General features: G+C 65.0%; 28 protein-coding genes. 14 read left to right on the forward strand and 14 right to left on the reverse strand.

Annotated features, from left to right (window positions below; translation table 11 throughout):
- Positions 1-333: 333 nt before the first annotated feature.
- The gene (locus HWX53_RS22115; RefSeq protein ID WP_175944843.1) at positions 334-915 is read right to left on the reverse strand and encodes a Fe-Mn family superoxide dismutase; all 582 of its coding nucleotides are present in this window, start codon (positions 913-915) and stop codon (positions 334-336) included.
- A 208-nt stretch (positions 916-1,123) separates the two neighbouring features.
- Entirely contained in the window at positions 1,124-2,491 is a 1,368-nt protein-coding gene (xseA, locus tag HWX53_RS22120; RefSeq protein ID WP_175944845.1) for an exodeoxyribonuclease VII large subunit, read from the reverse strand.
- Between the two features lie 489 nt (positions 2,492-2,980).
- Here xseA and lpxK point away from each other — a divergent pair, with 489 nt between their 5' ends.
- From lpxK to HWX53_RS22145, 5 genes are all read left to right on the forward strand, one after another.
- Positions 2,981-3,997, forward strand: a complete 1,017-nt coding sequence (lpxK, locus tag HWX53_RS22125; RefSeq protein WP_175944847.1) for a tetraacyldisaccharide 4'-kinase — start codon at positions 2,981-2,983, stop codon at positions 3,995-3,997.
- Positions 3,978-4,184 carry a Trm112 family protein gene (locus tag HWX53_RS22130; protein WP_175944848.1) on the forward strand — a complete coding sequence of 69 codons (207 nt, stop codon included), beginning with the start codon at positions 3,978-3,980 and terminating at the stop codon, positions 4,182-4,184. Before lpxK ends, HWX53_RS22130 begins: the two co-directional genes overlap by 20 nt.
- Before the next feature lie 10 nt (positions 4,185-4,194).
- Positions 4,195-4,986: a 3-deoxy-manno-octulosonate cytidylyltransferase gene (gene kdsB, locus HWX53_RS22135; protein WP_175944850.1), complete on the forward strand. Its 792-nt coding sequence runs from the start codon at positions 4,195-4,197 to the stop codon at positions 4,984-4,986.
- A gap of 284 nt (positions 4,987-5,270) precedes the next feature.
- Positions 5,271-5,936, forward strand: coding sequence for an adenylate kinase (adk, locus tag HWX53_RS22140; protein ID WP_175944852.1), 666 nt, complete (start codon positions 5,271-5,273; stop codon positions 5,934-5,936).
- A gap of 120 nt (positions 5,937-6,056) precedes the next feature.
- Positions 6,057-6,815, forward strand: coding sequence for a 3-hydroxyacyl-CoA dehydrogenase (locus HWX53_RS22145; protein WP_175944854.1), 759 nt, complete (start codon positions 6,057-6,059; stop codon positions 6,813-6,815).
- A gap of 21 nt (positions 6,816-6,836) precedes the next feature.
- On the opposite strand, the gene HWX53_RS22150 is transcribed toward HWX53_RS22145, so the two are convergent.
- Together HWX53_RS22150 and murJ are read right to left on the reverse strand one after the other, a co-directional pair.
- Complete coding sequence (locus HWX53_RS22150; protein ID WP_175944856.1) at positions 6,837-7,682, reverse strand: SirB1 family protein; 846 nt, start codon at positions 7,680-7,682, stop codon at positions 6,837-6,839.
- A complete protein-coding gene (murJ, locus tag HWX53_RS22155; protein WP_175944859.1) occupies positions 7,682-9,232 on the reverse strand; it encodes a murein biosynthesis integral membrane protein MurJ in 1,551 nt (516 codons plus the stop codon). Before murJ ends, HWX53_RS22150 begins: the two co-directional genes overlap by 1 nt.
- Before the next feature lie 445 nt (positions 9,233-9,677).
- Between murJ and rpsT the strand changes: the two genes are divergently transcribed.
- Positions 9,678-9,956: a 30S ribosomal protein S20 gene (gene rpsT, locus HWX53_RS22160; protein WP_159836876.1), complete on the forward strand. Its 279-nt coding sequence runs from the start codon at positions 9,678-9,680 to the stop codon at positions 9,954-9,956.
- A gap of 142 nt (positions 9,957-10,098) precedes the next feature.
- Here rpsT and HWX53_RS22165 read toward each other — a convergent pair whose 3' ends face one another.
- The gene (locus tag HWX53_RS22165; RefSeq protein WP_175944861.1) at positions 10,099-10,434 is read right to left on the reverse strand and encodes a DUF3579 domain-containing protein; all 336 of its coding nucleotides are present in this window, start codon (positions 10,432-10,434) and stop codon (positions 10,099-10,101) included.
- A gap of 468 nt (positions 10,435-10,902) precedes the next feature.
- Here HWX53_RS22165 and argF point away from each other — a divergent pair, with 468 nt between their 5' ends.
- Positions 10,903-11,832, forward strand: a complete 930-nt coding sequence (argF, locus tag HWX53_RS22170) for an ornithine carbamoyltransferase (RefSeq protein ID WP_175944863.1) — start codon at positions 10,903-10,905, stop codon at positions 11,830-11,832.
- 160 nt (positions 11,833-11,992) lie between these two features.
- On the opposite strand, the gene murB is transcribed toward argF, so the two are convergent.
- Positions 11,993-13,027 (reverse strand): UDP-N-acetylmuramate dehydrogenase, encoded by a 1,035-nt coding sequence (gene murB, locus HWX53_RS22175; protein WP_175944865.1) that lies wholly within the window; start codon positions 13,025-13,027, stop codon positions 11,993-11,995.
- A 139-nt stretch (positions 13,028-13,166) separates the two neighbouring features.
- Here murB and HWX53_RS22180 point away from each other — a divergent pair, with 139 nt between their 5' ends.
- Positions 13,167-13,652: a YajQ family cyclic di-GMP-binding protein gene (locus tag HWX53_RS22180; RefSeq protein ID WP_175944867.1), complete on the forward strand. Its 486-nt coding sequence runs from the start codon at positions 13,167-13,169 to the stop codon at positions 13,650-13,652.
- Between the two features lie 61 nt (positions 13,653-13,713).
- Here the strand turns inward: HWX53_RS22180 and plsY are convergent, their stop codons facing one another.
- On the reverse strand, positions 13,714-14,340 hold the full coding sequence (gene plsY, locus HWX53_RS22185) for a glycerol-3-phosphate 1-O-acyltransferase PlsY (RefSeq protein WP_175944869.1): 627 nt from the start codon (positions 14,338-14,340) through the stop codon (positions 13,714-13,716).
- Positions 14,341-14,388: 48 nt separating this feature from the next.
- A complete protein-coding gene (gene ybaK, locus HWX53_RS22190) occupies positions 14,389-14,880 on the reverse strand; it encodes a Cys-tRNA(Pro) deacylase (RefSeq protein WP_175944871.1) in 492 nt (163 codons plus the stop codon).
- A gap of 107 nt (positions 14,881-14,987) precedes the next feature.
- Between ybaK and HWX53_RS22195 the strand changes: the two genes are divergently transcribed.
- Positions 14,988-16,139: an acyl-CoA dehydrogenase family protein gene (locus HWX53_RS22195; protein WP_175944873.1), complete on the forward strand. Its 1,152-nt coding sequence runs from the start codon at positions 14,988-14,990 to the stop codon at positions 16,137-16,139.
- Here the strand turns inward: HWX53_RS22195 and xerD are convergent.
- From xerD to queG, 3 genes are read right to left on the reverse strand one after another with little or no spacing between them, the layout of a single operon-like run.
- Positions 16,136-17,083 carry a site-specific tyrosine recombinase XerD gene (xerD, locus tag HWX53_RS22200; protein ID WP_175944875.1) on the reverse strand — a complete coding sequence of 316 codons (948 nt, stop codon included), beginning with the start codon at positions 17,081-17,083 and terminating at the stop codon, positions 16,136-16,138. The genes HWX53_RS22195 and xerD overlap by 4 nt on opposite strands.
- Positions 17,080-17,604: a methylated-DNA--[protein]-cysteine S-methyltransferase gene (locus HWX53_RS22205; protein WP_175945295.1), complete on the reverse strand. Its 525-nt coding sequence runs from the start codon at positions 17,602-17,604 to the stop codon at positions 17,080-17,082. The genes xerD and HWX53_RS22205 overlap by 4 nt, the downstream gene beginning before the upstream one ends.
- On the reverse strand, positions 17,594-18,853 hold the full coding sequence (gene queG / locus HWX53_RS22210) for a tRNA epoxyqueuosine(34) reductase QueG (protein WP_175944877.1): 1,260 nt from the start codon (positions 18,851-18,853) through the stop codon (positions 17,594-17,596). Before queG ends, HWX53_RS22205 begins: the two co-directional genes overlap by 11 nt.
- Positions 18,854-18,871: 18 nt before the next feature.
- Between queG and tsaE the strand changes: the two genes are divergently transcribed.
- Positions 18,872-19,462: a tRNA (adenosine(37)-N6)-threonylcarbamoyltransferase complex ATPase subunit type 1 TsaE gene (tsaE, locus tag HWX53_RS22215; protein WP_175944879.1), complete on the forward strand. Its 591-nt coding sequence runs from the start codon at positions 18,872-18,874 to the stop codon at positions 19,460-19,462.
- The gene (locus tag HWX53_RS22220; protein WP_175944881.1) at positions 19,444-20,964 is read left to right on the forward strand and encodes an N-acetylmuramoyl-L-alanine amidase; all 1,521 of its coding nucleotides are present in this window, start codon (positions 19,444-19,446) and stop codon (positions 20,962-20,964) included. The genes tsaE and HWX53_RS22220 overlap by 19 nt, the downstream gene beginning before the upstream one ends.
- 49 nt (positions 20,965-21,013) lie before the next feature.
- Here the strand turns inward: HWX53_RS22220 and HWX53_RS22225 are convergent, their stop codons facing one another.
- Both HWX53_RS22225 and HWX53_RS22230 read right to left on the reverse strand, forming a co-directional pair.
- Entirely contained in the window at positions 21,014-21,895 is an 882-nt protein-coding gene (locus HWX53_RS22225; protein ID WP_175944884.1) for an EamA family transporter, read from the reverse strand.
- Between the two features lie 181 nt (positions 21,896-22,076).
- Positions 22,077-22,376 (reverse strand): hypothetical protein, encoded by a 300-nt coding sequence (locus HWX53_RS22230; RefSeq protein WP_175944886.1) that lies wholly within the window; start codon positions 22,374-22,376, stop codon positions 22,077-22,079.
- A 196-nt stretch (positions 22,377-22,572) separates the two neighbouring features.
- Between HWX53_RS22230 and HWX53_RS22235 the strand changes: the two genes are divergently transcribed.
- On the forward strand, positions 22,573-23,472 hold the full coding sequence (locus HWX53_RS22235) for a pirin family protein (RefSeq protein ID WP_175944888.1): 900 nt from the start codon (positions 22,573-22,575) through the stop codon (positions 23,470-23,472).
- Positions 23,473-23,577: 105 nt separating this feature from the next.
- Positions 23,578-24,426 carry a thioredoxin gene (gene trxA, locus HWX53_RS22240; RefSeq protein ID WP_175944891.1) on the forward strand — a complete coding sequence of 283 codons (849 nt, stop codon included), beginning with the start codon at positions 23,578-23,580 and terminating at the stop codon, positions 24,424-24,426.
- A 413-nt stretch (positions 24,427-24,839) separates the two neighbouring features.
- Here the strand turns inward: trxA and HWX53_RS22245 are convergent, their stop codons facing one another.
- A complete protein-coding gene (locus HWX53_RS22245; protein WP_175944892.1) occupies positions 24,840-25,679 on the reverse strand; it encodes a tRNA threonylcarbamoyladenosine dehydratase in 840 nt (279 codons plus the stop codon).
- A 288-nt stretch (positions 25,680-25,967) separates the two neighbouring features.
- On the opposite strand from HWX53_RS22245, the gene pdxH reads away from it, so the two are divergent.
- Positions 25,968-26,609 (forward strand): pyridoxamine 5'-phosphate oxidase, encoded by a 642-nt coding sequence (gene pdxH, locus HWX53_RS22250; protein ID WP_175944894.1) that lies wholly within the window; start codon positions 25,968-25,970, stop codon positions 26,607-26,609.
- Positions 26,610-26,646: the final 37 nt, after the last annotated feature.

Below are 26,646 nucleotides of genomic sequence, written 5' to 3' on the forward strand. Positions count from 1 at the left end.
ACAATGGGGCGGCGCGGCCAAGTCGGAATGCGCGAGAAGAAGGACTCGGGGCTCGCCGTCGCGGGAGCGTTGGCGCGGTCTGCGTATAAGAAAGAATGAGTCGCTCAGCACAGCGAACGAAGATACTGCGCCTGATGCGGTGCATCGTCGGTTCGCGCTTCCGCTGCGCAAGTGGCAGCTCGTCCGCGTCAGTTTTCAGCCCAGCCGCAAAAGACCGCGCCCTAGTCAGCCGACTCCGGAAACAAGAAAGCCCTCGCACGGAGGGCTTTCAGATACTTAACATCCAACGAACTTTGCGGCACTTACCAGCGCTATCCGGTCAGCGCCACGAACTCACGCGCCGAAATTCTTCGAAGCGAAGTCCCAGTTTACGATGTTCCAGAATGCCTCGATGAACTTCGGACGCGCATTGCGATAGTCGATGTAGTACGCATGCTCCCACACGTCCAGCGTGACGAGCGGCTTGCTGTCGGTGGTCAGCGGCGTCGCGGCGTTGCTCGTCGAGACGATATCGAGCGAGCCGTCCGTCTTCTTCACAAGCCACGTCCAGCCCGAGCCGAACGTGCCCACGGCGACCTTCGCGAACTCTTCCTTGAACTTGTCGAAGGAGCCGTATTTCGCGTTGATTGCGTCGGCCAGCGCGCCGGTCGGAGCGCCGCCGCCGTTCGGCGACAGGCTATTCCAGAAGAACGTGTGATTCCACGTCTGAGCCGCGTTGTTGAACACGCCGCCCGACGACTTCTTCACGATCTCTTCGAGCTGCATGTTCTCGAATTCAGTGCCCTTGATCAGCTCGTTGAGCTTGGTCACATAGGTCTGGTGGTGCTTGCCATAGTGAAACTCGAGCGTTTCTTCCGACATGTGCGGTGCGAGCGCGTTCTTGTCGAACGGCAGCGGCGGGAGCGTATGTTCCATGATTGCGAGCTTCCTTTCTATGTGGATTGTGGGACTGTGAGGAGTGAAGCAGTGGAGCAATGGATTGTAGGCGAGTTGGGATAACCCCGCAAACCGCCCGCCTTTATGAGGAAGATCGCTTTCATACCGTCAAAAGCGGCGTAAAAAGTGCTCGCGGCCGCGCTTCGCGCCACGTCGAAATTACGCCGTGGCGCGAGCGCGAAACGCGTCAGAAATCGTCGGACAGACGCGGCTGAACGTCGGCGAGAACGACATCCGCCGAGCCTTGCGCGAGGTGAACCGTGAGCGCGCGCTTGGGCTTCAGCGCGTTCGGCGCGCGCAGCGCTCGGCCCGTTTGCGTGTCGATGAGCGCGGCATAACCGCGTTCCAGCGTGCGCTGCGGACTCAGCACCTGCAAACGCGCCGCGAGCTCGGATACGCGCGCTTTCTCGCGCTCGCGACGACGCTCGTTCGCGCTTTTCATGCGCTGCGCAAGCCGCAGCAGGTGCTCGCTTTGCGCGGCGACATCCGGCCGCCTGCGCTCCCAGCGATAGCGCACGAGCGCGAAGTGCGCGCGCGCATCGCGCACGGGCCGCGCGCCGGCTGTTGCAAGACGGCTCGCGAGTTGCCGCAGATGCACGCGCTGCCGCGCGAGCCGCTCGGCGGGACTCACGAGCCTGCGCGCGAGCCAGTCGAGTTGCTGCGCGCGACGCTCCATCGTGCGTCCGAACGCGCGCGCGAGCGCCGCGTGGCGATGATCCAGCTCGCGCAGCAACAACACGCGCTGCGGACTCACGAGCTCTGCTGCGCCGGTCGGCGTGGGCGCGCGGACATCGGCGGCGAAATCGGCGATGGTGAAGTCCGTCTCGTGACCGACGCCGCTCACCACCGGCAGTTCGCTCGCGGCTATCGCCCGGGCGAGCACTTCCTCGTTGAATGCCCACAAGTCTTCGATGGACCCACCGCCGCGGCACACGATCAGCACATCGACTTCGCGCCGCGCGTTGGCCGCTTCGACCATCGCCGCGAGTTTCGCGCCGGCGCCCGTGCCCTGCACCGGCCCCGGATACACGATCACCGGCACGTGCGGCGCGCGGCGCGCGAGCGTGGTCAGCACGTCGCGCAACGCGGCGGCCTGCAAAGACGTGACGATGCCGATGCCGCGCGGATGCGTCGGCAGCGCGCGCTTGCGCTCGGCGGCGAAGAGGCCTTCGCTCTCCAGTTGCGCCTTGAGGCGCAAAAACGCTTCGTACAGGCGCCCCTGCCCCGTGCGCCGCACCGCTTCGACGCTCAGTTGCAATTCGCCGCGCGGCTCGTACATGGTGACGAGCGCGCGCACTTCGATCTTGTCGCCTTCGCGCGGAACGAACTCGGCGTACTGCGCGCGGCTTCGGAACATCACGCAGCGCATCTGCGCGTTGGCGTCCTTGATCGAAAAGTACCAGTGGCCGCTCGCGGCGCGCGTGAAGTTCGACACTTCGCCCGATACCCAGACGAGCGGAAACGACCGCTCCAGCATCGTGCCGATCGCACGGTTGAGCACGGAAACGGGGATGACGGCGTCGCCACCTGGCGTCGGCAAGGAATCGGGAGTCATGGTTGAGATCGGATGAGAGGCGCGTCGCCCGGCGCGGTCCGCCTGGCAAGGCCCCGCAAGTGTAGCAAGTGTCCACACAGAAGAAGTTACCGATACGGCTCCCCGACGGCCGCCGGACGCCCATGAGTTCGTAGCAAGTCTTTGATTCGACGCGTTTTATTGCAGCAAGCCAGGCAATTTCCCGAAGCAACTCTTTCCTGAAGCGGATTTCGCCTTTTTGAACGCCAAGTTCTTCACAGAGTTATCCACAGTTTGCGTCGGTGCCGCGAACGGCCGCACCGACTGGCGAAGAGCGCGTTCGCGCGATAGAGTGCCGGGTCGTGCACCGGTCGCGCGGTTCCGAGGTTGATTGGGACCTTCGAGCGCGCACCGCCGGTCGAACCGTACAACGCATACCGAAACCGAAGGAGTTGCCGTTGCGCGCCCTGCCGTACCCGAGATCGTTCCCGCGTTACTGCGCATTGCAAGCCGTACGCGCGAAGGCGGTCCATGTCTGACTTCAAGCCGCCGATCGAAAACTTCTTCGCCCGCGAATGGCGTCGGCGCGGCGGCGTCGCGTGGGCGCTGACGCCGTTTGCGTGCGTGTTCGGCGCGATCGCCGCGACGCGCCGCGCGTTCTTCGACGTGGGCTGGATGAAGCGCGTCGATGTCGGCGTGCCGGTGGTCGTCGTCGGCAACGTGACCGTCGGCGGCACGGGCAAGACGCCGACCGTCATCGCGCTCGTCGAGGCGCTGCGGGCGGCGGGCTTCCAGCCGGGCGTCGTCTCCCGCGGATACGGCGCGAAGGTCGCCGAGCCGACAAGCGTCACGCCCGCGAGCCTCGCGAACCAAGTCGGCGACGAGCCGCTTCTGATCGCGCGCCGCACGCATGCGCCGGTGTTCGTCTGTCCGGACCGCGTCGCCGCCGCGCGCGCCTTGCTGAACGCGCATCGGAATGTCGACGTGATCGTGAGCGACGACGGCCTGCAGCACTATCGCCTCGCGCGCGTCTTCGAACTCGTCGTGTTCGACGACCGGCTCGGCGGCAACGGCTTTCTGCTGCCCGCAGGTCCTTTGCGCGAGCCGATGTCGCGTCATCGCGATGCCACGCTCATCAACAGTCCCTACGACCGCACGCTGCCGCCGTGGCCGAACACGTTCGCGCTCGATCTCGAACCCGGCGACGCGTGGCTGCTCGACGATCCCTCGGTGCGCCGGCCGCTCGCGCAGTTCGCCGGCGAGAAAGTGGTCGCGGCGGCGGGCATCGGATCGCCCGAGCGCTTTTTCGCGACGCTGCGCGCGGCGGGCATCGCGCCGACGACGCGCGCCTTCCCCGATCACTACGCGTACCGCGAGAATCCGTTCGCCTCGGTGGAAGCGGACGCGATCCTGATCACGGAAAAGGATGCAGTAAAATTCGGAGCTTGGCGCGACGCGCGCATCTGGGTCGTTCCCGTGCAAGCCGTGCTCAGCCCTCGCCTCATCGCTCTCGTTGTGGAGAAACTCCGTGGACGCACGTCTGCTTGAAATCCTCGTCTGCCCTATCTGCAAGGGCCCGCTCAACTACGACCGCGCGGCACAGGAACTCGTCTGCAACGCGGACAAACTCGCTTATCCCATTCGCGACGGCATTCCGGTGATGCTCGTGGACGAAGCGCGGCAGACCGTCGAAGGCACGCCCGTCACGCCGTTGAAGCCTGTCGGCGACGTCTGAAGTCATCGTCATGTCCGTGCCGTTCATCGCCGTCATTCCCGCGCGTCTCGCGTCCACGCGGCTGCCGAACAAGCCGCTCGCCGATCTCGGCGGCAAACCGATGGTCGTGCGCGTCGCCGAGCGGGCGCGTGAATCCGGCGCGAGTCACGTGCTCGTCGCGACGGACTCGCACCTCGTCGTCGAAGCAGCCCGCGATCACGGCATCGAAGTGATGCTCACGCGCAGCGATCACCCAACCGGCACCGACCGCCTCGCCGAAGTCGCCACGCGCCTGAACTGGAGCGACGAGACCATCGTCGTGAACGTGCAGGGCGACGAACCGCTGATCGACCCGGAACTCGTGCGCGATGTCGCCGCGCATCTCGCGGCGCACGGCGAATGCGCGATCGCGACGGCCGCGCATCCGATCCACGATCCCGCCGACGTCTTCAATCCGAACGTGGTGAAGGTCGCGCTGGATGCGAAGAGCGTCGCGCTCTACTTCTCCCGCGCGCCGATTCCGTGGTCGCGCGATGCGTGGCAGCCGCACTGGCCCGACGTCGCCGCGCTGTCCGCGCTGCCCGCCGTGCCGGACAACGTGCTGCGGCATATCGGGCTCTACGCCTACCGCGCGAAGTTTCTGCGCGACTTCCCGACGCTTGCTCAAGCGCCTATCGAAGCGGCCGAAGCCCTCGAACAACTGCGCGCGTTGTGGCACGGCGAGCGTATCGCGGTGCTTGTCACGCAAGACGCGCCGCCGCCCGGCGTCGACACGCCCGCGGACCTCGCGCGCGCGCAGGCGCTCTTTCCACGCGCGAACTGAACGCATCGCGCAACCGGTGTATACCCCGCCAAACGCCCGCGCGACGGGCGTCTTAGCGGTTTCCATAATCGCTATCAGGGCCGCGATCGTAATGAGGCGTGGCATAATCAAGCGATTGCGCGAGCCTTCCGGTCAGCGCCACGCTCAACGTTGCGCCGCTGTCCGCGGGTGCCGCGCTGCCTGTCGAATCGGCCGCGCCGCCTGTCGTCGACGCCGCCCGAGCGTCGCCGCCGGATGTCACGAACCTCGCGCCAGCGGTTTCTAGACGATTCGGAGATATCACCATGCGGTTGATCCTGTTGGGCGCACCCGGCGCGGGCAAGGGCACCCAGGCAAACTTCATCAAGGAGAAATTCGGCATTCCGCAGATTTCCACCGGCGACATGCTGCGCGCCGCCGTGAAAGCCGGCTCCCCGCTCGGCGTCGAGGCGAAGCGCTACATGGACGCGGGCGAACTCGTGCCGGACCTGCTCATCATCAATCTGGTGAAGGAGCGGCTGCTGGAAAGCGACTGCACCAACGGTTATCTGTTCGACGGCTTCCCGCGCACCATCCCGCAAGCGGAAGCCATGAAGAGCGCGGGCGTCGTGATCGACTACGTGCTCGAAATCGACGTGCCCTTCAACGAGATCATCACCCGCATGAGCGGGCGTCGCGTGCATGCGCCGTCGGGGCGCACGTATCACGTCACGTTCAATCCGCCGAAGAACGACATGGTGGACGACGTAACCGGCGAGCCGCTCATCCAGCGCGAGGACGACAAGGAAGAGACCGTGCGCAAGCGTCTCGACGTGTACGACGCGCAGACGAAGCCGCTCATCGCGTATTACAACGACTGGGCGAAGTCGGGCGCCACGGAAGACGGGCTGAAGGCGCCTCAATACCGGCGCATCTCGGGTTCCGGCAGTGTCGATGAAATCCGCGATCGCGTGTTCGCTGCGCTGAAGTAAGCAGCCGAGCATCCAAGAAACCCGCTCCGAACGAGCGGGTTTTTTTATGCGCGCGCGCGGCAACGCGTTGGCTACAATCGACGCGTCGCCCGCGAGGGCCACACTACAAGGAGAAGACACATGGAGATGAAAGACAACGTCGTGTTGATCACGGGCGGCGCCTCGGGCCTCGGCGCGGCGACCGCGCGAACCGTCGCGGGCAATGGCGGCAAGCCCGTGATCGCCGACATGAACGAAGACGCGGGCGAAGCGCTTGCGCGCGAATTGTCCGGCGTGTTCGTGAAGTGCGACGTGAGCCGCGAAGACGACGGGCAACGCGCCGTCGATGCCGCGACCAAGCTCGGCACGCTGCGCGGCCTCGTGAACTGCGCGGGCATCGCGCCGGCATCGAAGACGGTCGGGCGCGACGGCCCGCACCCGCTCGATCTCTTCAGCAAGGTCGTCGCGGTCAATCTGATCGGCACGTTCAACATGATCCGGCTCGCGGCCAACGCGATGTCGAAGAACGAGCCGAACGGCGCGGGCGAGCGCGGCGTGATCGTGAATACGGCGTCGGTGGCGGCATTCGACGGGCAAATCGGGCAGGCGGCGTACGCGGCGTCCAAAAGCGGCGTCGTGGGCATGACGCTGCCGATCGCCCGCGATCTCGCGCGCAGCGGCATCCGCGTAATGACGATTGCGCCGGGCATCTTCGAAACGCCGATGCTGCTCGGCATGCCGCCCGACGTGCAGACGGCGCTCGGCGCGATGGTGCCGTTCCCTTCCCGCTTCGGCAAGCCGGACGAGTTCGCGATGCTGGTCAAGCAGATTTTCGACAACCCGATGCTCAATGGCGAAGTGATCCGCCTCGACGGCGCGATCCGCATGCAGCCGAAATAAGCGCGCCGCTTGAATCTGGGCTCAGTCGCCGTTTTCCTGCGTGCGCAGTCGCAGATCGTGCAGCTCGGACTCGACGACGGTGGCATCCACCGCGTCGGGGCGGTCTTCCAGATAGCGCTGAAGGTCTTCGAGCGCGGGGCGCAAATAGTCGAGCCGCGCGTACGCGAAGCCGCGGTCGCGCACTTCCTCGATACTGTCCGGCAACGCGATCACCAGCCGCTGCTGCACGGCAAGCAGACGCTGCCAACGCTCCGTCTGAAGATAGATGCTCTTGAGGTTGCGCAGCATTCTCGCGACGATTTCACGGCGCGTCGCGGGCTGCAACAGCACGCGCAACGCGCTGCCGATCGATTCGCCGACGCGCTGCACATACGGCTCCAGCATTTCGACCATTTGCGCTTCGGAGAGCGACTGGCCGGTGGTCGGATCGAGCATGAGATCGCTGCCCGGCGTCGCGACGCGCAACAGGAAATGCCCCGGAAACGACACGCCCTGCACCGGCAAGCCAAGCTGCTCGGCCATTTCCAGATAGATGACGGCAAGCGAAATCGGAATGCCGCGCCGACGGCGCAGCACGGCGTTCAGATAACTGTTGTCCGGATCGTAGTAATCGTTCAGGTTGCTGGAGAAGCCCAGTTCGCGGAAGAAATAGCGATTGAGCGCCTCGACGCGTTGTTTGACGTCCGCGTCCTCCGGCATGCGGCGACGCGCGCGCACCACCAGTTCGTCCAGTTCCGCGAGCACCGCTTGCATGTCGACGTCCGGATAGGCGTCCTGCGCGAGCGACAGCGCGGCCTCCGTGAGCGGCAGGCTCTCGTCGTCGGCCATCAGGGCCGAGAAATAGTCGAGGATACGCGTCGTCGTCATCAATGCGCTCGTCTCTTGAAGTAAGCGTATTTGAAGCCCATTGCGGAAAGCATACCGAAATACAGTCCCGCGAACACAACCAGGCTAGCTCCGAGCAGCATGATTCGTGCGAAGGGTGTCGCGCGCATGGCAATCCAGTCGAAATTGGCCGACACCCAGTGCATCGCGCCGGCGAGCACGAGGCACGCGCCGATCAGCTGCACGAAAAAGCGCGTCCAGCCCGGCGACGGCCGATAAATCCCGCGGCGGCGCAGTCCGATGAAAAGCAGCAGCGCGTTGGCGAGCGCGCCGAGGCCGATGGACAGCGTCAGCCCCGCGTGCGAGAAAATCGGCACGAAGATGTAATTGCTCACCTGCGTCATGATGAGCACGCCGACGGCGATCTTCACCGGCGTCTTGATGTCCTGCTTCGCGTAGAAACCGGGCGCGAGAATCTTGATCAGGATCAGCCCGACGAGCCCGATGCCGTACGCCGACAGCGCGCGGCCGACCATCACGACCGAATGACCGTCGAACTTGCCGTAGTGAAAAAGCGTCGCGGTGAGCGGCTCGGCGAAGAAGAAAAGCGCGACGGCGCTGGGCGCGGCGAGCAGGAACGTGATGCGCAAGCCCCAGTCGAGAAGCGCCGAATATTCGTCGGCGTTGGCGTCGACGTGCGCTTTCGACAAGCTCGGCAGCAGGATCGTGCCGAGCGCCGCGCCGAGCAGCGCGGTCGGGAATTCCATCAGCCGGTCGGCGTAGTTGATCCACGACACCGCGCCCTGCCCGATATTCGACGCAATATTCGTGTTGATGATGAGGCTTAGCTGCCCGACCGACACCGCGAAGGTCGCGGGCACCATCTTCGCGAGCACGCGTTTGACGCCGGGATGCGCGAGCGCGCGCCGGAAGTTCAGGCCGACAGCCGGCATCATGTCGATCTTCTTCAAGCCGGGCAGTTGCACGAGGAATTGCAGCAGGCCGCCCGCGATCACCGCGTAAGCGAGCGCGTATACCGGCACTTTCATGTGCGGCGCGACGAACACCGCCGCGAAGATGAACGCCACGTTGAGCAGCACCGGCGCGAACGCGGGCAGCGAGAACTGCTTGTACGTGTTGAGGACGCCCGAGGCGAGCGTCGTCATCGAAATGAAGATGATGTACGGGAACATGATCCGCGTCATCTCCACAGCGAGGCCGTACGCCGCGCCGTCGTGCCTGAGCCCCGACGCGACCGCGAACACGACCCAGCCCGCGCCCGCCATGCCGACGAGCGACAGCACGACAAGGCCCCAGGTCAGCACGGTCGACATGGCATCGACGAGCGCCTTGGTCGGATCATGCCCCTTGCTGTTCTTGAACTCGGCGAGGATCGGCACGAACGCCTGGGCGAACGCGCCTTCCGCGGACAGGCGCCGCAGCAGGTTCGGAATGCGGAACGCGACGTAAAAGGCGTCGGTGTAGAGACTGGCGCCGAAGGCTCGGGCGATCAGCGTTTCGCGGATCAGGCCGGTCACGCGCGACAGCAGCGTGAAGCCGCTGACCGTCAGGAGGGCTCGGAATAGATTCATGGGGCGCTTATTATACGGGCCGAGGGTGACGCGCTCCGGTCACGCTGGCGCGCAACGCCGCGAGAATGACGGATTGCACCAAATTCGTGGCGGCGCGGGCACGGCCTGCCGCCCGCACTGTCGCGCTTGTCATATCTCGTCTTCGCTTGCTATAATCGCGGGTTTCGACGGCCGGTTCTGGCGAAATTGCGCCCGAAACGGGAATCCGGCGGAAGTCTGACTTGAAGCGCCGGCGTGCTTTTCGCGACTTCCGGCTCTGTCGGCAGTGTTCCAAAGGCGTCCAGCGTGGGCGTCTCAGGTTTCCGGGCGAATGGCTTAACCGCTCAATCGCTTTCCGGAATTTCAGATCAAAGGCAGCGCGCGTCGATCACCGCTTCCGGCCCGCCGGGTCAGAAGGTGAAGCCCGCTCCGACAAGTAACAGCAGAAACAGGATAAGGAACCGTCATGGCAAATACCGCACAAGCTCGCAAGCGCGCCCGTCAGGCCGCCAAGGCCAACTCGCACAACTCGGCGCTGCGCTCGAAGTTCCGCACGGCCATCAAGGCAGTTCGCAAGGCAATCGAAGCCGGCGATCAGGCCAAGGCCGCCGAAGTGTTCAAGTCGTCGGTCAAGACGATGGACATCATCGCGGACAAGAAGATCATCCACAAGAACAAGGCCGCTCGTCACAAGAGCCGCCTGGCTGCAGCCATCAAGGGTCTGCAGGCTCCCGCAGCCCAGTAATTCCGGCTCGTTTTCGGCGCGCGCTCGCGGTTTTAAGAATCGCGCGCTCGTCGGAACGGCTTCCTGTTTCCGCTGCGCTGTAACGAAAAAGCCCGCTTGCGCGGGCTTTTTTGCGTCCTGCTGCCGACGTGCGGCTTTAGATCTAGCGACGCTGCTGCGTCTGCGTGCCGTGATGCGGCGGCAGTTCGCACGCCTCGGTCACCACCAGGTCGTTGTCCTTCGCGAAGTTCAGCACGAAGTCGAAGGCCATCGGCTCGATGTCGCGCAGACGCGAATCGACTATCACGACTTTGATATCGCCGATCATGGTCGGGCGCACATAGATGGAATATTGCAGGCGCGCGTTCGGCCCTTTCGCTTTCGGCCCGAAGCCCGACATGACACCGCACAGGCGCTCCGACCAGTCGCTCGGCCGAAACTTCCTCCCGCTCTTGGTGATGCCTTGTATGAAGTACTCGGTAGGGGATGATTCAGCCATGTAGCAATACCTTTTGTCGGCCGGTGGCGGCACCGGCGAATGCACACGCTTGACGCGGCGACCGCGCCGGCCGGCACGAGCGCCGGGCGGCGCTTGGCCAACGGTCCGAAGAGGACCGCCCGCGCCCGCGACTGGATGGCGGACTCGGCAGCACGAAGAGATCGCAAGCGCAAAGGAACGCCGAGCGGACTCTTGCGAGCCAACGCCGACCATGCGCGTGAAACGGTGCTGAGCGTTACTGAGTGTTGCAGAGTTGTTGAAGCAGGCGGCGCCAATTATACCGCAGCGCCCCTTTTTCCGCAGCGCACACAGGCTCGCGCGCCTGTCTGTCGGCCTTTCCGCCGCCTCGTCAAACCTCGCAAAATCCTTTATGCTCGAACGCCAACCCACTCCCGATGGCGGCGCCGTCCGGTCGAGCGACGTCTTCCGGCAGTCGCGCACCCGGTTCGATGTCGCCGCTTGCGTTTCATGACCGCCAAGAAAATTCGCCACTATCTTCAGTTCAAGGATTTTTCGCTCGACGATTACGAGTACGTGCTGGAACGCGCCCGCATTCTGAAGCGCAAGTTCAAGAACTACGAGACGTATCACCCGCTGCACGACCGCACGCTCGCGATGATCTTCGAGAAGAACTCGACGCGCACGCGCCTTTCGTTCGAGGCGGGCATCTTCCAGTTGGGCGGTCACGCGGTGTTCATGAGCACGCGCGACACGCAACTCGGGCGCGGGGAGCCGATCGAGGATGCGGCGCAAGTCATTTCGCGCATGGTGGACATCATCATGATCCGCACGTTCGGGCAGGACATCATCCAGCGATTCGCGGAGAACTCGCGCGTGCCGGTCATCAACGGGCTGACCAACGAATACCATCCGTGCCAGGTGCTCGCCGACATCTTCACGTATTACGAGCATCGTGGGCCGATTCACGGCAAGACCGTCGCGTGGGTCGGCGACGCCAACAACATGCTGTACACGTGGATCGAAGCCGCGCAGATTCTCGGCTTCAAGCTGCGTCTGTCCACGCCGGAAGGCTACAAGCTCGACCGCACACTGGTGGCGGCCGAGAGCGCGCCGTTCTACGAAGAATTCGCCGATCCGAACGAAGCCTGCGCGGGCGCGGACCTCGTCACCACGGACGTGTGGACGAGCATGGGTTTCGAGGCGGAGAACGAGGCGCGCAAGAAGGCGTTCGCGGACTATTGCGTCGATGCCGACATGATGGCGCGCGCCAACGCGGATGCGCTCTTCATGCATTGCCTGCCGGCGCATCGCGGCGAGGAAGTGAGCGCGGAAGTGATCGACGGGCCGCAGAGCGTCGTTTGGGACGAGGCGGAAAACCGCCTGCACGTGCAGAAGGCGCTGATGGAATATCTGCTGCTCGGCAAGCTGAACCACTGACGGGGGCTTTTTCGCATCAACACGCCGCCGGATCTCGCGTCCGGCGGCGTTTGTCGTTTATGACGACCCTCCCTTCTGCAGATCGACGCCAGAGCGCGCGAGCGCATTCTCCCTAGTACGAAAACGCCGCCCCACGCGCCATCCGGCGGCGTTCGCTTTTTCAGACGACGACCGGCTCCATCTCCAAATCGACGCCGAAGCGCGCGAGCACATCGCTTTTGATCGCTTCCGCGAGCTGGAGCACTTGCGCGCCGGTCGCGCCGCCGCGATTCACGAGCACGAGTGCTTGCCGCTCGTGCACCGCCGCCCCGCCGATGCCGCGCCCCTTCCACCCGCACTGGTCGATCAACCAGCCGGCCGCGAGCTTCACGCTGCCGTCCGGCTGCGCGTACGAGACGACGCCGGGTTCGCGCGCGCGCAACGCGTCGAAGGCTTCTGCGCTGACAACCGGATTCTTGAAGAAACTGCCCGCGTTGCCGAGCACCGTCCAGTCCGGCAGCTTCGCGCGACGCACGGCGATCACGGCGTCGAAAATGGCTTGCGCGTCACACGACGACGCGCCTTCCAGCGCGCGCGCGACGTCCGCGTAATCGGCGCGCGGCTTCCACGCTTTTGGCAGACGGAATACCACGGACGTGATCAGGAACCGCCCGCGCCCCGCGCGCTTGAAAAAGCTGTCGCGGTAGCCGAACGCACACGCATCGCGGTCGAATACGGCTCGCGCGCCCGTCGCCAGTTCCACCGCGTGAAGCCGCTCGAAGCGTTCGCCCATTTCGAGGCCGTAAGCGCCGATGTTCTGGATCGGCGCGGCGCCCACGGTGCCCGGAATCAGCGCGAGGTTTTCAAGGCCCGGCATGCCGTGTGCAAGCGTCCACGCAACGAACGCATGCCAATTCTCGCCCGCGCCGGCTTCGACCAGATACGCGTCGTCGTCCTCGCCGATCACACGCTTGCCCATGATGCCGACGACGAGCGCGACGCCCTCGAAATCGCGCGTCAGCACGACGTTGCTGCCGCCGCCGAGCACGAGGCGAGGCATGCCGGCGATCCGCGCGTCGGCGGCGAGCGCAGCGGCGGCTTCGACGCTATTGATCTGCATCGCGTGACGCGCGCGAACATCGAAGCCGAACGTGTTGTGCGGACGCAGCGAGTAATCCGCGAGGAGCGCGGGCGCGGGAAAGAAGGCGTCGGACATGAGGAACCGCGTGGCGAATGCTGGAATGGAAGCGGCCTTGGGGAAAACCAAAGCGCGTCGGTAGAATGACGTCAGGTCCGTGATTATAGCGAGTGCGCGCGCCGCGCCCGCCCTCGCCCAACGAAGAAGGGGAAGACAGATGCCATCGTTTGACGTCGTCAGCGAAGCAAACATGATCGAAGTGAAGAACGCGATCGAGCAGTCCAACAAGGAAATCTCGACGCGCTTCGACTTCAAAGGTTCGGATTCACGCGTCGAGCAGAAAGAGCGGGAACTCACGCTCTACGCCGACGACGACTTCAAGCTCGGCCAAGTCAAGGACGTGCTGCTGTCGAAGCTCGCGAAGCGCGGCGTCGACGTGCGCTTCCTGGACTACGGCAAGCAGGAAAAGATCGGCGGCGACAAGCTGAAGCAGGTCGTCACCATCAAAAAAGGCGTGTCGGGCGATCTGGCGAAGAAGGTCGTCAAGATCGTGAAGGACAGCAAAATCAAGGTGCAGGCGAGCATTCAGGGCGATGCCGTGCGCGTGCAAGGCGCGAAGCGCGACGATTTGCAGAGCACCATCGCGCTCTTGAAGAAAGAAGTGACGGATACGCCGCTCGACTTCAACAACTTCCGCGACTGATTATCGCGAGTCGCTTGCGAAAAAGCCGTTCCGCGCAATGCCAGAACGGCTTTTTTGTTGTTTACTGCACCGCCTTTTTCTTGTCGCCGATGCGGCTTTCCTTGCCCGCAAGCAGCTTCGAAATGTTCGCGCGATGCCGCCAGATTAGAAGCGCGCTCATGGCAAGCACGGCGAGCGAGATGCGGCTCGGCCCGAACAGGAACACCTGAAAGAACGGCGCGAACACGGCAGCGATGAGCGCCGCAAGCGACGAGTACCGGAAGAAGAACGCGATGATGAGCCACGTCAGCAGCGTCGCGAGCCCGAGCACCGGATGAATCGCGAGCAGCACGCCCGCGGCCGTCGCCACGCCCTTGCCGCCCTGAAACTTGAAGAAGATCGGGTACAGATGGCCGAGGAATACGGCGATGGCCGACAGCGCGATGCACGTTGCAAGCCCCGTCGCATCGAGCCCGAAGCGCGCGCCGAAGTGCGCGACGAGCCATACGGGCAGCCAGCCTTTGAAGGCATCGCCGATCAGCGTCAGGATGGCCGCGCGCTTGTTACCGGTGCGCAGCACGTTGGTCGCACCGGGATTGCCCGAGCCGTAGGAGCGCGGGTCGTCGAGTCCCATCGCCGCGCTGACGACGACGGCAAACGAAATCGAGCCGATCAGGTAGGACACGACGGCGACGATCAGATCAATCATGTGTTCTCTTTAAGCGTGACGAGTCGGGGCGAAAGCGCGGTCAGCATTCTAATCGACGCTCGCGCACTGCACGGGCTTGGCACCGAGCAGTTCGGTCAGCACGGCGGGATTCAGGCTCACGAGATAGCCGCGCCGCCCGCCGTTCAGATAGATGGTGTCGAGATCGAGAATGCTCGATTCGACGTACACGGGCATCGCCTTCTTCGTGCCGAACGGCGACGTGCCGCCGACGAGATAGCCGGAGTGCCGGTTCGCCACCTCCGGCTTGCAAGGCTCGATGCGTTTCGCGCCCGTCTGCCGCGCGAGATTCTTCGTGGACACGGTGCGGTCGCCGTGCATCAGCACGATGAGCGGCTTCGCGTGCTCGTCTTCCATCACGAGCGTCTTGACCACGCAATGTTCGTCCACGCCGAGCTGCCGCGCCGATTCCTCGGTGCCGCCATGCTCGACGTAATCGTACGGATGCTCGCCGAACTCCACCTTGTGACGGCGCAGGAATTGCGTCGCAGGTGTCTCGGAAACGTGTTTGATTTTCGACATGGACGCATTGTAGCGGCGCGGGATGCGGCTCACCATCGGCCATTCGGCCTAGTGGTGCAGCGTCTCCCGATGTCGTACGATCGTTCGACTCACGACAGGACCTTGCCATGATCCGCGACGCCGAAACTCAAACGCTGCTGGAAGACACCATTCGCCGCTTCGTGCGCGAGAAGCTCGTGCCGCGCGAAGCCGAAGTCGACGAAACCGACGCCATTCCCGCCGACCTGATCGCTGCCATGCGCGAGATCGGCATGTTCGGCCTCACCATTCCGGAGGCGTACGGCGGCCTCGGCCTCACGATGGAAGAGGAAGTGCGCGTCGCGTTCGAGCTCGGGCAGACGTCGCCGGCCTTTCGCTCGGTGATCGGCACGAACAACGGCATCGGGTCGATCGGCATTCTGCTCGACGGCACCGAAGAACAGAAAGCGCACTATCTGCCGAAGCTCGCGGCGGGCGAGCTGATCGGCTCGTTCTGCCTCACGGAGCCGGATTCGGGCTCGGACGCCGCGTCGCTCAAAACCACGGCCCGGCGCGACGGCGACGCGTACGTGCTCAACGGCACCAAGCGCTACATCACGAACGCGCCGGAAGCGGGCATCTACACCGTGATGGCCCGAACGAGCGACGCGAAGGGCGCGAGCGGCATTTCGGCGTTCATCGTCGAGCGCGATACGCCGGGTTTGTCGCTCGGCAAGCCGGACCGCAAGATGGGCCAGCGCGGCGCGCATACCAGCGACGTGATCTTCGAGAACTGCCGCGTGAGCGCCAGTCAACTGATCGGCGGCGTGGAAGGCGTCGGCTTCAAGACGGCCATGAAAACGCTCGACAAAGGCCGCATCCACATTGCGGCCGTCGCGGTCGGCGCGGCGAAGCGCATGTTGCGCGATGCCCTCGCCTACGCGATGGAACGTCGTCAGTTCGGGCAGCCGATCGCGGAATTCCAGCTCGTGCAGGGCATGCTCGCCGACAGCAAAGCCGAGTTGTACGCCGCCGAATGCATGGTGCTCGACGCCGCGCGCCGTCGCGACGAGGGCCGCGACGTGTCCATCGAAGCGTCGTGCGCAAAGTATTTCGCCACCGAGATGTGCGGGCGCGTCGCGGACCGCGCCGTGCAAGTGCACGGCGGCGCGGGCTATATCGCGGAGTACGGCATCGAGCGGTTCTATCGCGACGTGCGGCTTTTCCGGCTCTACGAAGGCACGTCGCAGATCCAGCAGGTGATCATCGCGCGGGGACTCATGCGCGGCGCGGACATCTAGCCCCGCGGATGATGCTCGCGGTGCAGCTTCTGCAGGCGTTCACGCGCGACGTGCGTATAGATTTGCGTCGTCGAAATATCGGAGTGGCCGAGCAGCAGTTGCACCACGCGCAGGTCCGCGCCGTGATTGAGCAGATGCGTCGCGAACGCGTGGCGCAACGTGTGCGGCGAAAGCGGCGCGTGCACGCCGCCGTTCAGCGCATGACGCTTGATGATGTTCCAGAACTGCTGGCGCGTCATGCCCTCGCCGCGCGCCGTGACGAAGAGCGCATCGGCGGCGCGCGGGCCGAGCAGCGCCGGGCGTGAGTCGCGCAGATAGCGCATCAACCAATCGTGCGCCGCTTCGCCGAACGGCACGAGGCGCTCCTTCGAGCCCTTGCCCATCACGCGCACCACGCCTTCGTTCAGGCCGACTTCCACGGTTTTCAGCGTGACGAGTTCGGTCACGCGCAGGCCGCTCGCGTACATCAGTTCGAGCATGGTGCGATCGCGCAAGCCGAGCGGCGTCTCGATATCGGGCGCGTGCAGCAGGGCTTCGACTTGCGATTCATTGAGCGTCGAAGGAAAACGCGGCGGCTGCTTCGCCGAACGCAGCTTGAGCGTCGGGTCGGCGCTCGCGCGATGTTCGCGCATCGCCCACGCGTAATAGCGGCGAAAGACCGACAGACGCCGGTTCGCGGAGGTCGCCTTGTCGCCGCGCCGCGCGGCCATGTAGCCGTTCATGTCCGCTTCGGTGGCGGCGTCGATGGACGCGCCACGTGTCTTCGCGAGCCACTCGGCGAAGAGCCGCAAGTCGCGCCGGTAGGCATCGAGCGAATTCTTGGCGAGCCCGTGTTCCAGCCACAACGCATCGCAGAACAGGTCGATGGCGTCGCTGCTCGCGGTCAGTTCGGGCGTGTCGAGTGCCTCAGTGGTTGCGGTCGTCGCGGTGGTTGCGCTCGTCATGCGATGGATACACCTTCATGCGCCAGCAGCCAGCGCTTCACGTCACGGAAGAAGCCATCGCCCGGATGATGCGCGAATCCGCCGATTCCGCCCGCCGCGACGACCCGGTGGCACGGTATCACGATCGGCAGCGGATTGGAGCCGCACGCCTGCCCGACCGCGCGCGGCACGCTGCCGATTTCACGCGCGAGTTGTCCGTAAGTCCAGACTTGCCTCGCCCCGATTCCGCTGATGCCGCGCCACACGCGCTGTTGGAACGCGGTGCCGCCGAGAGCGAGCGGCAGATCGAAGCGCATCGAAGGCGTCTCGAAGTAGCGGCGAATCTGATAGGCGGCTTCCTGCACGAGGGGCGCATGCGCCTCGATGTTCTCGACATGCGCCGGCAGATAGACGATCTCGCGCACGGCGCGATCGTCCGCGCGGATGCCGACTTTGCCGAACGGCGCGTCGATGACGGCGTCGAACTGGCGCGTCGGCGGTGCGGTCGGTTCCACCGCGATGAAGCCGCCTTCAGACAGCATGCTCTTCATGCGTTTCTCCTTGCTTCAGCGCCCAGCCAACATGCTCGCGCACGATCTCGGACGGATCGTCCGCGCGCCCTCGCAATGCGTCGATGATCGCCGCGCGTTGCTCGCCTTCCAATGACGAGCGCAACGCATTGCCCATGCCGACGGCGATATTGCGCAGCCATCGCTCGTACCCGATGCGGCGAATCGCGCTGCCCTGCATGCGCGTGTCGAACTCGTCGGCGGTCCACGAGAACAGTTCGACGAGCGTCGCACGATCCAGCCCATGACGCACGTCGAAGTCCGCGACCGGCGCGGCCTGCGCGAACTTGTTCCACGGACACGCAAGCTGGCAGTCGTCGCAACCGTAGACGCGATTGCCGATCAGCGGGCGCATGTCCTCGGGAATGCTGCCGTGCAATTCGATGGTCAGATATGAGATGCAGCGCCGCGCATCCACGCGATACGGCGCGACGATCGCGCCCGTCGGACATGCGCCGACGCAGCGCGTGCACTGGCCGCAATGCGCGCCGTCGTGCTCGGGTTCCGGGTCGACAGGCAACGGCAGATCGACGTAAATCTCGCCGAGAAAGAAGAGCGATCCGGCATCGCGGTCGAGCAGCAGCGTGTGCTTGCCGCGCCAGCCGTTGCCCGCCTTCTGCGCGAGCGCCACTTCGAGCACCGGCGCGGAATCCGTAAACGCGCGATGCCCGAACTGCCCGATCTCGCTCTCTATCCGCTCGGCGAGTTGCTGCAAGCGGTTGCGCATGACCTTGTGATAGTCGCGGCCCCGCGCGTAAATGGACACCACGGCCTGCGAGGGATCGGCGAGCCGCTTCCATTCGACCGCGCGCCAGTCGTTCTTCTGACCATCGGCTGTCGCGACACTTTCATCGCCCGTTTGCGCGAGCGTCGCAGCGGGCAGATAGGCCATGCGCGCCGTGATGACCCGTCGTGTGCCGGCCACAAGCTCGGCCGGCCTTGCGCGTTTCATCCCATGTTTGGCCATATAATCCATTTCGCCGTGATAGCCTGCTTCAAGCCAATTGGCGAGGCCTTCCTCGGCATCCGTCAGGTCGATATCGCTGATACCGACCGCACCGAATCCCAACTCGCGCCCCCACGCCCTGATGCGCCGCGCGAGCTCCGCCAGCGCGGCCTCGTCGTTCTCCAACGGATGCAAGGCGCGCGACTCGACGGCGGCGGCGCTCGTCGCTGCCGTGATTTCAGTGACTTCAGTGGAGTGGTCCGGCAAACGGTTCATCACTCTATTTTACGAGCAATGCCCGAGAACCTCGCACCATCGACGCCCGATCTGCCCGCCGCGCTCATCGAACGACGCTTCGAGTTGCGCGATGAAGCCGCGACGCTCGCATTCGGCGAACGCTTCGCGCGGGCCATCGAATACACGCGCGAAGACGCGCGCAACCCGGCCTCGTCCGAACCATTTCACGGCTTGCAGGTCCAGTTGATCGGTGATCTCGGCGCGGGCAAAACGACGCTCGTGCGCGCGACGCTGCGCGCGCTCGGTCATGCGGGCCGCGTGAAGAGCCCGACTTACACGCTCGTCGAGCCCTATTCGCTCGATGCGCCCGGCGGCCCGCTCGACGTCTATCACTTCGATCTGTACCGCTTCGCCGATCCGGCCGAATGGGCCGATGCCGGCTTTCGCGAGTATTTCGACCGGGGCGCGGTGTGTCTCGTCGAATGGCCGCAACAAGCGGGCGGCTTGCTCGGCGTGCCGGACCTCGTGTTCGCGTTGACGCTTTCTCACGCCAGCGCACCAACGACGCAGACGAACGAAGAAGAAGGCCGCGTGCTGACCGCGCGGGCGTTTAGCGAAACAGGAAAGACATGTCTCGAAAGATGCTGATCAAGCCGTTCCACTCGATCGAATCGAGCGCGAGCGCGCCGCACAACTGGCGCAGGCGCCAGGTGCTGCGCGCGGGCGCTTCGACGCTGGTGCTCGCGCTCGTCGGCCCGAAGCTCGCGCACGCGAGTTCCGTGCTCGGCGTGCGCGTGTGGCCGGCGCGCGACTACACGCGCGTGACGATCGAATCCGACCAGCCGCTCACGAACAGCAATCAACTGCTTCAGGGACCGGACCGGCTCGTTGTCGATCTGAACGGCATCGATCTGGATCAGGCGCTGCGAGACCTCGTCTCGAAGATCACGCCGAACGATCCGCAGATTCAGGCGGTGCGCGTCGGGCAATATCAGCCGCATGTGGTGCGCATGGTGTTCGACCTCAAGGGCTCGGTGAAGCCGCAGGTGTTCACGCTCGGGCCCATTGGCAGCTACAAGTATCGGCTCGTGTTCGATCTGTATCCGGCCGTCGCGCCCGATCCGCTGATGGAACTGCTCGCGCAGACCGAGCACAAGCAGGAAGCGTTCGATCGCGCGAATCCGAATCCGTCCGCGCCGCCGCCCGCCACGCTTTCGGGCCCGGCCACGGCGCAAAAGCCGCTCGCGCACGATTCCACGGACGACTTCTTTCAGAAGTACGCGGGCAACGATCTTCCGGACGACACGGCGAAAGCACCGCCCGCAGTCAAACCGCGCGTGCCGCCCGTCGCCGTGCCGCCCGTCATCGCGAAGAAGAACGACGACGATGACGACAGCCACTACGCGTTCTCCGCGCCGAAGCAGGATCGCGCCGCCACGACGCGCCTGCTGACCGTGGCGATCGATCCCGGTCACGGCGGCGAAGATCCCGGCGCGATCGGCGGCGCGGGCACGTACGAGAAGCACATCGCGCTCGACATCGCGAAAAAGCTGCGCGCGAAGATCGACGCCCAGCCCAACATGCGGGCGATGATGACGCGCGACGCCGACTTCTTTGTGCCGCTCAACGTGCGCGTGCAGAAGGCGCAGCGCGTCGGCGCTGACCTCTTCGTGTCGATTCACGCGGACGCGTTCACCACGCCCGATGCGCGCGGCTCGTCGGTGTTCGCGCTGTCGGAACACGGCGCGTCGAGCGCGGCGGCGCGCTGGATGGCGAACAAGGAGAACTCGTCGGATCAGGTCGGCGGCATCAACGTGAAGACGCAGGACGCGAGCGTGAACCGCGCGCTGTTCGATATGTCGACCACCGCGCAGATTCGCGATTCGATGCGCTACGGCAGCTTCGTGCTGAACGAGATCGGCGGCATCAACAAGCTGCACAAGGGCTCGGTCGAGCAGGCCGGCTTCGCCGTGCTGAAGGCGCCGGATATTCCGTCGATCCTCGTGGAAACCGCGTTCATCAGCAATCCGGACGAAGAAGCGCGCCTGAACGACGACGCCTATCGCGACAAGATGGCCAACGCGATTCTGAAAGGCATCAAGCGGTACTTCGCGGCCAATCCGCCGCTCGCGAAGAGCCGCATGACCTAAGCGGCGCGCGCAGAGCTGTAGCGTTCGGCGAGACGGCGCACGGCTTCGTTCAGCGCGCCGCGGGCAGAAACCGCTGCACGAGCCTTCCGCCGAACACGTTCACCGCCAGCCCCGCCATGACGAGCGCCGCGCCTGCCAGTTGCGTGCCGTTCAACGCCTCGCCGAGAAGCACCGCGGCCGACGCAAGTCCGATCACCGGCACCAGCAGCGAAAACGGCGCGACCTGCGCCGCCGGATACCGCGCGAGCAGCTTGCCCCACAGGCTATAGCCGACGATCGTCGCAATAAACGAGAGATAGCAGACCGCGAGCACCGACACCATCGGAATGGCCGCGAGACTCGATTCAATGCGCGCGGGTCCTTCGAAGATCAGCGACAGTACGAGAAACGGAATCGGCGGAATGAGGCTCGCCCACACGACGAGCGACAGCAGATCGACCTTGCCCATGCGCTTGGTCGCCACGTTGCCGAGCGCCCACATCGCGGACGCGCCGAGCGTGAAGAGAAAGCCGGTGAGCGTCATCGCGTGGCCGCCGCGCATGCCGATCAGCGCGAGCCCGGCCGCCGCGATCAACAAGCCCATCACGTTCGCTGCGCGAATGCGCTCGCCGAGGAACATCGCGGCGAAGATCAGCGTGAAGAAAGCCTGCGCCTGAAGCACCAGCGACGCGAGCCCCGCCGGCATCCCGACATACATGCCGTAGAAGAGCAGCGCGAACTGCCCGAGCGAAATGGTGAGGCCGTACGCGAAGAGCCAGCGCAGCGGAATCTGCGGGCGCTTGACGAAGAACACGGGCGTCGCGGCGAGCGCGAAGCGCAGCGCGCCGAGCAGCATCGGCGGGACGCCATGCAGGCCGAGCTTGATGACGACGAAGTTCACGCCCCAAGCAAAAATAACCACCGTTGCTATCAGCAAATCCTTTGGCGACATCGCCGCTCCCCTGTTCCGTGCGCGCTATGCGAGCGATCGGACGAGTGTAGCGAAGCGAATCTGCGAAGGATTGTGAAAAACTGCGCTCAACGTGGTTTTAGGAAGCGCACAACGAAAAAGCGCCCGCGCCCGTTTCGAGGGCGTGGGCGCTTGGCGGCTGACGAAGGCCGCGGCCGGGCGCTTACTTGCTCTGGCCGGACTCCGTAGCCGCGTTGTTGCCGGTTTCGACGGCAGGCGTCTTCTTGGTGCCGGCCGACGCATGGCCCGTATGCCGGTGCGACCGGTGCTTCTTGGTCGTGGTCGTGCCCATGTCGGAGCCGCCGCCCGCGCCGGTCGATGCATCGCCCTGCGCGGCAGCGCCCGAATTGCCGCCCATCGCGGCCGACGAGTTGCCCGACGAAGTCTGTGCCAACGCGCCGGTAGCGGCAGTGGCGGTGAAAAGGCCCGCGGCGATGGCGATCAACAGCTTGTTCTTGCTCATTGTTTCCCTCTCCTATCAAGAGTGCGCAAAGCTGCACGCATGCTTCAAAATGCGCGGCCGGTCGCGACCGCACGGAACGGTGAAGGGTTGAGCGCGCGCCCGAACCGCCGGACGAGCGCCTGTCTGCGGCCGCCGGTAGAATCGGCGGTTCTGGTGCGCCATTCCGACGCCCGCCTCTACCTTCCGGTGACCTGCCATGTCCTCGACGATCCGCGCGCAGTTGAAACCTCATCAACACGACGTCGGCGGCCTCATGGTGAGGCGCGTCCTTCCCGCGCTCGCCGCGCGCACCGTCGGACCCTTCATTTTTTTCGACCATATCGGACCCGCAACCCTCGTGCCCGGCAAGGGCCTCGACGTGCGTCCGCATCCGCATATCGGGCTCGCCACGGTCACGTATCTGTTCGACGGCGCGATCATGCACCGCGACAGCGTCGGTTCGGTGCAGAAGATCGTTCCCGGCGACGTGAACTGGATGACCGCCGGGCGCGGCATCGTGCACTCGGAACGCACGCCTGACGGAGAGCGCGCCGCCGGGCAGACGATGCACGGCATCCAGACGTGGGTGGCGCTGCCCGTGGCGAGCGAGGAAGTGGAGCCGTCGTTCGAGCATCACGCGGCCGCGACGCTGCCGCAGATCGAGCGCGCGGGCGTCACGCTGCGCGTGATCGCGGGCACGGCGTTCGGCGCGACCGCCCCGACCCGCACGTTCTCGCCGACGCTCTACGTCGCGGCGCACTTCGCGGCTGGCAGCGAACTCCCGCTCGATACGGAGCACGAGGAACGCGGCGTGTATCTCGTGGACGGCGACCTCACGATCGACGGCGAAAGCGTGCCCGCGCAGCAGATGGCGGTGCTCGCGACGGGCGTCCCCGCGAAGCTCGCGAGCGCGAACGGCGCCGTCGTGATGCTGCTCGGAGGCGCACCGCTCGACGGCGCGCGCTTCATCGAATGGAACTTCGTGTCCAGTTCGCGGGACAAGATAGAAGCCGCGAAGCGCGCGTGGAGCGAGCAGCGCATGGGCCAGGTGCCGGGCGAAACCGAATTCATCCCGCTGCCGCCGCCGCGCCGCGAAGAGCGCGCGCCGGAGGCATGAGACCTGCGGCGCCGACGGGCACCGACGCGGACCCAAGCATTGAGACACACGCGGATCGTCCCCATCTGACATTTCAGGATAGCTCGCAAGTTTGAGGAGAAACGCATGGATACGACCCTTGCCACATTCGAGAACGACGTCATCAACGCGTCGATGCTCGCCCCCGTGCTCGTCGACTTCTGGGCGCCCTGGTGCGGCCCGTGCAAGACGCTAGGCCCGATGCTGGAACGGCTCGAAGCGGAAGCCGGCGGCGCGTGGAAGCTCGTCAAGGTGAACGTCGACGAGAATCAGGAACTCGCGCAGCACTTTCAGGTGCGCAGCATTCCGCATGTGATTGCGTTCGCGGAAGGCCGGCCGATCGACCAGTTCATCGGCGTGCTGCCCGAAGGCCAGTTGCGCGCTTTTCTCGACAAGCTCGTGCCGGGCGGCGCCGACACCGAACGCCGCGCCGCGCATAACGCGTGGGCGCTCGGCAATCGCAAGGAAGCGATCGACCGCATCAAGGCCGCGCTCGCGCTTGATCCCGGCTACGACGAGGCGCGGCTCGACCTGATCGAATGGCTGCTGGCGGAACGGCGCATCGAGGACGCGAAGGCCGAGGACAAGCTGCTTTCGCCGAAGACGACGCAAGGCATCGACGCGCGCTACAACGCGCTGAAGACCGAGATCGACGCCGCCGAAGCCGCCGCCGCGCTGCCGCCCGCCGACGCGCTGATCGACGCGGTGAACGCGAATCCCGACGATCTCCAAGCACGGTTCGCGCTCGCGAACCGCCTGATCGCCGGCCGCGACTATGGCGGCGCGCTGGAGCACTTGCTTGCGATCGTCGAGCGCGATCGCAGCTTCATGGACGACGTCGGCCGCAAGACGATGCTTTCCGTGTTCGAACTCGCGTCGAATCAGCCGGATCTCGTGTCGTACTGGCGACGCAGGTTGAGCGCGGCGATCAACTAAGAACTGAAGCGCAGTGAAATCAGCGGCCAGCCCCGAAAGGCTGGCCGTTGTCGTTTCTTGGATCAGCAAACTTACGCCAGCTCGCGCAGCACAAACGCCGCCGCCGCAAAACCGAACCTCGCGGTCACGCACACGCTTCACCCGAAGCCCGCGCGATCTGGCCGTTGTCGTTGTGTTCAATCAGAAACTTTCGTCAGCGCTAACGCCGCCGCGAACCCGAAGCTGGCGGTCACGCACACGCTTCACCCGAAGCCCGCGCGATCTGGCCGTCATCGTTGTGTTCAATCAGAAACTTTCGTCAGCGCTAACGCCGCCGCGAACCCGAAGCTGGCGATCAGGCACGCTCGACGCTAAGCCCGCGCAATCGTGACCGAACGGCCAGCCATGAAGGGTGGCCGATGTCGTTTCTTCGATCAGGAACGCTTCGCCAGTTCGCGCAGCACGAAGGCCGCCGCCGCAAAGCCGAAGCTCGCGGTCACGCACACGCTCGACCCGAAGCCCGCGCAATTGAGACCGACCGGGCCCGCGTAGCCCGAAGCGGTTTCGAGATGCTCCGCGCCCTCGCTGATGTCGCACGCCGGCGAATCGGGGTAGATGAGCGGCTCGTCGGAATACACCGCGCTCACCTTGAAACGCGCCTTCGGTCCGCGGGCAAAACCGTGCTGCTTGCGCAACTGGCCGCGCACTTTGGAAAGCAGCGGGTCCTGAATGGTGAGCGCAAGATCGTCGATGCGGATGCGCGTCGGATCGAGTTGCCCGCCCGCGCCGCCCACCGTGATGAGCGGCTGCTTGCGCGCGACGCACCACGCGATCAGCGCGGTCTTGGTGCGCACGCTGTCGATCGCATCCACCACGAAGTCGAAGCCGCCGCCGAGCGTCGCGTCGAAATTGCCCGGCTCCACGAAGTCTTCGATCTGCCGGACGTCGCACGCCGGATCGATGAGCTTGATGCGCTCGGCCATCGCGGTGACTTTCGCCTTGCCGTAGTTGCCGTCGAGCGCGTGAATCTGGCGGTTCGTGTTGCTCTCCGCGACGTTGTCGAGATCGATCAGCGTCAGCCTGCCGACCGCGCTGCGCGCCAGCGCTTCCGCGACCCACGAGCCGACGCCGCCGATGCCGATCACCGCGACATGCGCGCGCTGGAACGCCGCGAGCGCGCTCGGGCCATAGAGACGCGCGATGCCGCCGAAGCGCCGTTCGCGATCGACGGTATCTTCTACGGCAAGCGTGGCGGTGGCATCGGATGGAGTCATGGCGCTCGGAGCAAAGTAAAACGAAGCGGCTTGCCGGCAAGCACCGCGCGACAAGGCTTACGCGCGGCTGTCGATTGCACAAAAGTTGGCAGTCGCTTCATGCAAAAACCGGCTGAATTGCGTATTCTGCCTTATCGAAACGGAAGGCGTGATAGGCGCACCGAATGTCCGCACGATTGCGTGGCGGCACAAGCGGCGGCTTTGACACGCGTCATTGCGCGAATTCCTTAATCAGGGCAAGAACGTTTCACCTTGGCTATACTGACGCGACTGTAGCGTTCGCATAACATGACGACCCTCGCAGACCTTCGTAAAAACTATTCACGCGGCGCGCTCGACGCCGCCGACATCGACCCGAACCCCGTGCGCCAGTTCGAAGCATGGTTCGCCCAGGCGCTCGACGCGAAGCTGCCCGAACCCAACGCGATGACGCTCGCCACCGTGAACGCAGAGGGCCGTCCGTCGGCGCGCATCGTACTGATCAAGGGTGTCGACGAACGCGGTTTCGTGTTCTTCACGAATTACGAAAGCCGCAAGGGACGCGAGTTGGCCGCCAACCCGGCCGCGAGCCTGCTTTTTCACTGGATCGAGCTCGAACGGCAGGTGCGTATCGAAGGCATGGTCGTGAAGACAAGCGCCGAAGAAAGCGACGCGTACTACGCCTCGCGGCCGCTCGGCTCGCGCATCGGCGCGTGGGCGTCGGACCAGAGTCAGCCGCTCGCGAGCCGCGAGGCGCTCGAAGCGCGCGAACGCGAGATGATGGCGAAATTCGGCGACGCGCCGCCGCGCCCGCCGCACTGGGGCGGCTACCGGCTCGTGCCGGACACCATCGAATTCTGGCAAGGGCGGCCGTCGCGGCTGCACGATCGCATGGTTTATACGCGCGAAGGCGCCGATGCGCCGTGGCGCATCACGCGGCTCGCGCCGTAAAGAGCTTCACGCTTCGCGCACCACGACACACGCACGA

This window comes from Caballeronia sp. BCC1704, from assembly GCF_902833455.1.
Classification (GTDB): Bacteria; Pseudomonadota; Gammaproteobacteria; order Burkholderiales; family Burkholderiaceae; genus Caballeronia.